This is a genomic window from uncultured Rhodococcus sp. (genome assembly GCF_963525155.1).
Taxonomy (GTDB): Bacteria; Actinomycetota; Actinomycetes; order Mycobacteriales; family Mycobacteriaceae; genus Rhodococcus_F; species Rhodococcus_F qingshengii.
The window spans coordinates 1-4,913 of sequence record NZ_CAURKP010000288.1; the positions used below are offsets into that span (position 1 = coordinate 1).

At 63.1% G+C, this 4,913-nt stretch carries 6 protein-coding genes; all 6 read right to left on the bottom strand.

What is annotated here, in order from left to right; translation table 11 throughout:
* Window positions 1-102: 102 nt before the first annotated feature.
* A complete protein-coding gene (locus RWT78_RS28240) occupies window positions 103-525 on the bottom strand; it encodes a metal-sulfur cluster assembly factor (RefSeq protein WP_003944963.1) in 423 nt (140 codons plus the stop codon).
* Complete coding sequence (gene sufU / locus RWT78_RS28245) at window positions 522-1,025, bottom strand: Fe-S cluster assembly sulfur transfer protein SufU (RefSeq protein WP_003944894.1); 504 nt, start codon at window positions 1,023-1,025, stop codon at window positions 522-524. Before sufU ends, RWT78_RS28240 begins: the two co-directional genes overlap by 4 nt.
* 3 nt (window positions 1,026-1,028) lie before the next feature.
* Window positions 1,029-2,294 carry a cysteine desulfurase gene (locus tag RWT78_RS28250; RefSeq protein WP_003944865.1) on the bottom strand — a complete coding sequence of 422 codons (1,266 nt, stop codon included), beginning with the start codon at window positions 2,292-2,294 and terminating at the stop codon, window positions 1,029-1,031.
* A gap of 5 nt (window positions 2,295-2,299) precedes the next feature.
* Window positions 2,300-3,106 carry a Fe-S cluster assembly ATPase SufC gene (gene sufC / locus RWT78_RS28255; protein WP_314682585.1) on the bottom strand — a complete coding sequence of 269 codons (807 nt, stop codon included), beginning with the start codon at window positions 3,104-3,106 and terminating at the stop codon, window positions 2,300-2,302.
* Window positions 3,107-3,167: 61 nt separating this feature from the next.
* Window positions 3,168-4,388, bottom strand: a complete 1,221-nt coding sequence (sufD, locus tag RWT78_RS28260) for a Fe-S cluster assembly protein SufD (protein ID WP_003945011.1) — start codon at window positions 4,386-4,388, stop codon at window positions 3,168-3,170.
* Window positions 4,388-4,913: SufD family Fe-S cluster assembly protein (locus tag RWT78_RS28265; RefSeq protein ID WP_314682589.1), on the bottom strand; the 526-nt coding region annotated here is incomplete at its 5' end. The genes RWT78_RS28265 and sufD, both read right to left, overlap by 1 nt.

The window sequence follows — 4,913 nt, forward strand, 5'->3', positions numbered from 1 at the left end:
GGCTAAAACGGCCCTATATAACAAACCGAAGCGCCGGTACCCGACGAACGGGCACCGACGCTCCGGTGAAATGTATTCAGTTGATCGTGCCGAGGTTGCTTGTCAGACCGTGAAGCCGAGTGCGCGCAGTTGCTCGCGTCCGTCTTCGGTGATCTTGTCCGGTCCCCACGGCGGCAACCACACCCAGTTGATCTTCATGTCGGTACACAGATCGCTACGCACAAGTGCGCCGCGCGCCTGGTCCTCGATCACGTCGGTCAACGGGCACGCCGCCGACGTCAAAGTCATGTCGATAGTGACGACACCGTCGTCTTCGAAGAGTCCGTAGACCAAGCCGAGATCGACGACGTTGATTCCCAGTTCGGGATCGACGACGTCGCGCATCGCTTCTTCGAGTTCGTCGAGTCGCTCAGGCGACGGGACAGTGCCACTGCCCTGTGCGCCACCGAATTCCGCAGTGGAATCGGGATTCGGATTCACCGGAGCGCCGACCTCGGCGTCCTGCACTGGTTGTGTCTCGGTCATGATCCCTGTCCTTCAGTCGTGTCGACCAATTCACTGCTGCTGTCCGCCGTCGTCACAGCACTGCCGTCGACAATCTGGACTACAGCATCCTTGAATGCCATCCATCCGAGCAAGGCGCACTTCACGCGTGCCGGATACTTCGAGACTCCGACGAACGCGATACCGTCGCCGAGAACGTCCTCGTCCCCCTCGACGGTGCCCCGACTGCTCACCATCTCGTTGAACGCCGTCACCGTCTTCAGTGCGTCGGTGACCTGCATCCCGATGACGAGGTCGTTGAGCACCGACGTCGACGCCTGGCTGATCGAACAACCCTGACCGTCGTACGAGACGTCGGAGACCGTTCCGTCCTCGGATATCTGGACGCGCAACGTCACCTCGTCGCCACACGTCGGGTTGACGTGGTGCACCTCGGCGCCGAACGGCTCACGGAGTCCGCGGCCGTGCGGATGTTTGTAGTGATCGAGGATCACTTCCTGATACATCTGCTCCATGCGCATGATTCAGTTCAACTCCCCTGCGACACCGAAAAATTCCTGCGCACGCTTGATCGCGGCAACGAGAACATCGATTTCCGCGGTGGTGTTGTAGAGCGCAAACGACGCACGGGCCGTCGCAGCGACACCGAACTTACGATGCAGCGGCCACGCACAATGGTGTCCGACGCGAATCGCGACGCCCTCGTCGTCGAGGATCTGTCCGAGGTCGTGGGCGTGAATACCGTCCACGACAAAGGAAATCGCTCCGCCGCGGTTCTCGGACGTCTGCGGTCCGATGATGCGCAGACCTTCGATCGCCGACAACTTTTCGAGAGCAGCCTCCACCAACACGTGCTCGTGCGCGGCGACTGCGTCCATCCCGAAGGTGTTCAGGTAATCCACGGCAGCGCCCAACCCGACCACCTGTGAGGTCATCGGTACGCCGGCTTCGAAACGCTGAGGCGGTGGCGCGTAAGTGCTGACCTCCATGGTGACCGTCTCGATCATCGAGCCACCGGTGATGAACGGAGGCATCGCTGCCAGCAGTTCACGACGGCCGTAGAGAACTCCGACCCCCGAAGGGCCGAGCATCTTGTGACCGGAGAACGCCGCGTAGTCCACTCCCAGTTCGTGGAAGTCGACCGCCATGTGAGGCACCGACTGGCACGCGTCGAGCACGACGAGTGCACCGACGGCGCGTGCTCGTCGCACCAATTCCTCGACGGGCGCGATCGCGCCGGTCACGTTGGACTGGTGGGTGAACGAAACGACCTTCACCGCGTCTGTCAGCTCCAGCGAATCGAGATCGATCCGGCCGTCGTCGGTGACTCCGTACCACTTGAGCGTCGCACCGGTTCGGCGCGCAAGTTCCTGCCAGGGAACGAGGTTGGCGTGGTGTTCGAGTTCGGTGATGACGATTTCGTCGCCAGGACCGACATGGCGGTCGAAGCGATCGTCACCGAGAACGTAGGTCACCAGATTGAGAGCCTCGGTGGCGTTCTTGGTGAACACCAACTCGTCCGAATCCGCGCCCACGAAAGAAGCGATGGTGGCGCGAGCATTCTCGTACGCGTCCGTCGCCTCTTCTGCGAGCTGATGAGCACCCCGGTGTACTGCCGCGTTACACGTGGTCAGGAAGTCCCGTTCGGCATCGAGAACCTGGACCGGACGCTGCGAGGTAGCGCCGGAATCCAAGTACACCAAAGGTTTTCCGTCGCGCACGGTTCGCGCCAGGATCGGGAAGTCGGCCCGAACCGCTGTGACGTCGAGCTCGCGCACCGAGGTGGTCATCGTGATTACGCTCCCTGGGTAGCTGCGGTGTCCGCGGCGAAACGACCGTAGCCGTTGGTCTCGAGCTCGTCGGCCAGCTCCGGTCCACCGGACTCGACGATGCGGCCACCGACGAACACGTGAACGAAGTCGGGGTTGATGTAGCGCAGAATGCGCGTGTAGTGCGTGATCAGCAGAACGCCGCCGTTCTCGCGCTCCTTGTAGCGGTTGACGCCTTCCGAGACGGTGCGCAGAGCGTCGACGTCGAGGCCGGAGTCGGTCTCGTCGAGGATCGCGATCTTCGGCTTGAGCATGCCCAACTGCAGGATCTCGTGGCGCTTCTTCTCGCCACCGGAGAAACCTTCGTTGACCGAGCGCTCGATGAACGAGGGATCGATCTCGAGCTCGCTGAGGGCTTCCTTGACTTCCTTGACCCAGTGGCGCAGCTTGGGAGCCTCGCCTCGCACGGCCGTAGCGGCGGTGCGCAGGAAGTTGGACATGGAAACGCCGGGAACCTCGACGGGGTACTGCATGGCCAGGAAGAGCCCGGCACGCGCACGCTCGTCGACGCTCATTGCGAGGACGTCTTCACCGTTGAGGGTGATGGAGCCGGACGTGACCTGGTACTTGGGGTGACCGGCGATGGCGTACGACAGAGTCGACTTGCCGGAGCCGTTGGGGCCCATGATCGCGTGGGTCTCCCCCGAGCGGACCGTCAGGTCGACGCCCTTGAGGATCTGGATGGGCTCGGCGTTGGCATCGGAGTTGGCGACCTCGACGTGCAGGTCACGAACCTCGAGGACCGAAGTGGTGGTGTTGTCACTGGTAGACATGAAATTCCTTCAAGATGAGGCGGGCGAGCGTAGCGACGGGGTGGTGTCGCCGGCGGGGCGGTCAGGAGCCGACGGCTGCGAGTTCGGCTTCGACTGCGGCTTCGAGGCGATCGCGCACCTCGGGAACAGCGATCTTGTTGATGATTTCGTGGAAGAACCCACGTACGACCAGACGACGAGCCTGATCCTCCGGGATACCACGAGCACGCAGGTAGAACAGCTGCTCGTCGTCGAAACGTCCCGTTGCACTTGCGTGGCCGGCCCCGACGATCTCACCGGTTTCGATTTCGAGGTTCGGAACCGAGTCGGCGCGGGCGCCGTCGGTCAGCACCAGGTTGCGGTTGAGCTCGAACGTGTCGGTGCCCTCCGCTGCGGCGCGGATGAGAACGTCGCCGATCCACACGGTGTGCGCGTCGGGCTTGCCGGATCCGGGATCGCCCTGAAGCGCACCCTTGTAGACCACGTTGGACTTGCAATTGGGCTGCGAATGGTCCACCAGCAGACGCTGTTCCAGATGCTGGCCGGCGTCGGCGAAGTACAGGCCGAGCAGTTCGGCGTCGCCGCCCGGTCCGTCGTACTTGACGGTGGCGGACAGGCGCACCAGGTCGCCGCCCAGGCTGATCGAGGTGTATCGAAGCACTGCGTCGCGGTTCAGGCGAGCGTGGTGTGACGTCACGTGAACTGCGTCGTCCGCCCAGTCCTGGATGGCCACCACGGTCAGCTGCGAACTGTCACCGAGAACGAATTCGATGTTCTCCGCGAAGGTTCCGCTGCCGCGCTGGTCGATCACGAACGTCGCCTTGGCGAACTGCGCCAGACGAATCTGGGTGTGTCCGTAGGCGACGTTGTCGACTCCGGGGCCGGTCATGGTGACCACAACGGGCTTCTCGACCTCGACCTCGGCACCAACCGAGATGACCGTTGCCGTCTCGAAGCTCGAATACGCCTGCGCTGCAATGCGATCAGCGGGAACGCCGGCTTTGCCCAGACGTGCGTCGTCACGGCCGACGGTCTCGACGGTGATGTCGCTTCCGCCGTCGACCTCGACGGTGACCTGTCCGTTGGCGACGGCGCTGCCGTCGTGCAATCCCCGGAGGCGACGCAGCGGGGTGAACCGCCAGATCTCGTCACGTCCGCCGGGAACCTCGAAAGCATTGACGTCGAACGAGGAGAACTGCTCACCCTTGTTCGTGATGGGTGAGCCTGTGGCTGCACCCTTTACAGGAGCGGTCGGGTTCTCCCCGGCAACAGCTCCGATGACTCCGGTCTCTGGCGTGGTCACTAACCCACAGCCCCTTCCATCTGAAGTTCGATAAGGCGGTTGAGCTCGAGCGCGTACTCCATCGGGAGTTCCTTCGCGATGGGCTCGACGAATCCACGCACGATGGTGGCCATCGCCTCGTCCTCGGTCAGTCCGCGGCTCATCAGGTAGAAGAGCTGATCGTCACTGACCTTGGAGACGGTGGCCTCGTGACCCATGGTGACGTCGTCCTCGCGGATGTCGACGTACGGGTAGGTGTCGCTGCGGCTGATCTGGTCGACGAGCAGAGCGTCACACTTGACGGTCGACTTGGAGCCGTGGGCACCCTTGTTGACCTGCACCAGACCGCGGTACGACGCACGTCCACCGCCGCGGGCGACAGACTTGCTGATGATGGTCGAGGACGTGTGCGGCGCGAGGTGGAGCATCTTGGCGCCGGTGTCCTGGTGCTGGCCCTCGCCGGAGAACGCAACGGAGAGAACCTCACCGCGGGCGTACTCACCCATCAGCCACACGGCCGGGTACTTCATGGTGACCTTGGAGCCG

Excerpts from the sequence above, each read along its gene's own strand:
- RWT78_RS28240 (WP_003944963.1), bottom strand. The coding sequence starts at position 525 with ATGACCGAGACACAACCAGTGCAGGACGCCGAGGTCGGCGCTCCGGTG.
- sufU (WP_003944894.1), bottom strand. The coding sequence starts at position 1,025 with ATGCGCATGGAGCAGATGTATCAGGAAGTGATCCTCGATCACTACAAA.
- sufC (WP_314682585.1), bottom strand. The coding sequence starts at position 3,106 with ATGTCTACCAGTGACAACACCACCACTTCGGTCCTCGAGGTTCGTGAC.
- RWT78_RS28250 (WP_003944865.1), bottom strand. The coding sequence starts at position 2,294 with ATGACCACCTCGGTGCGCGAGCTCGACGTCACAGCGGTTCGGGCCGAC.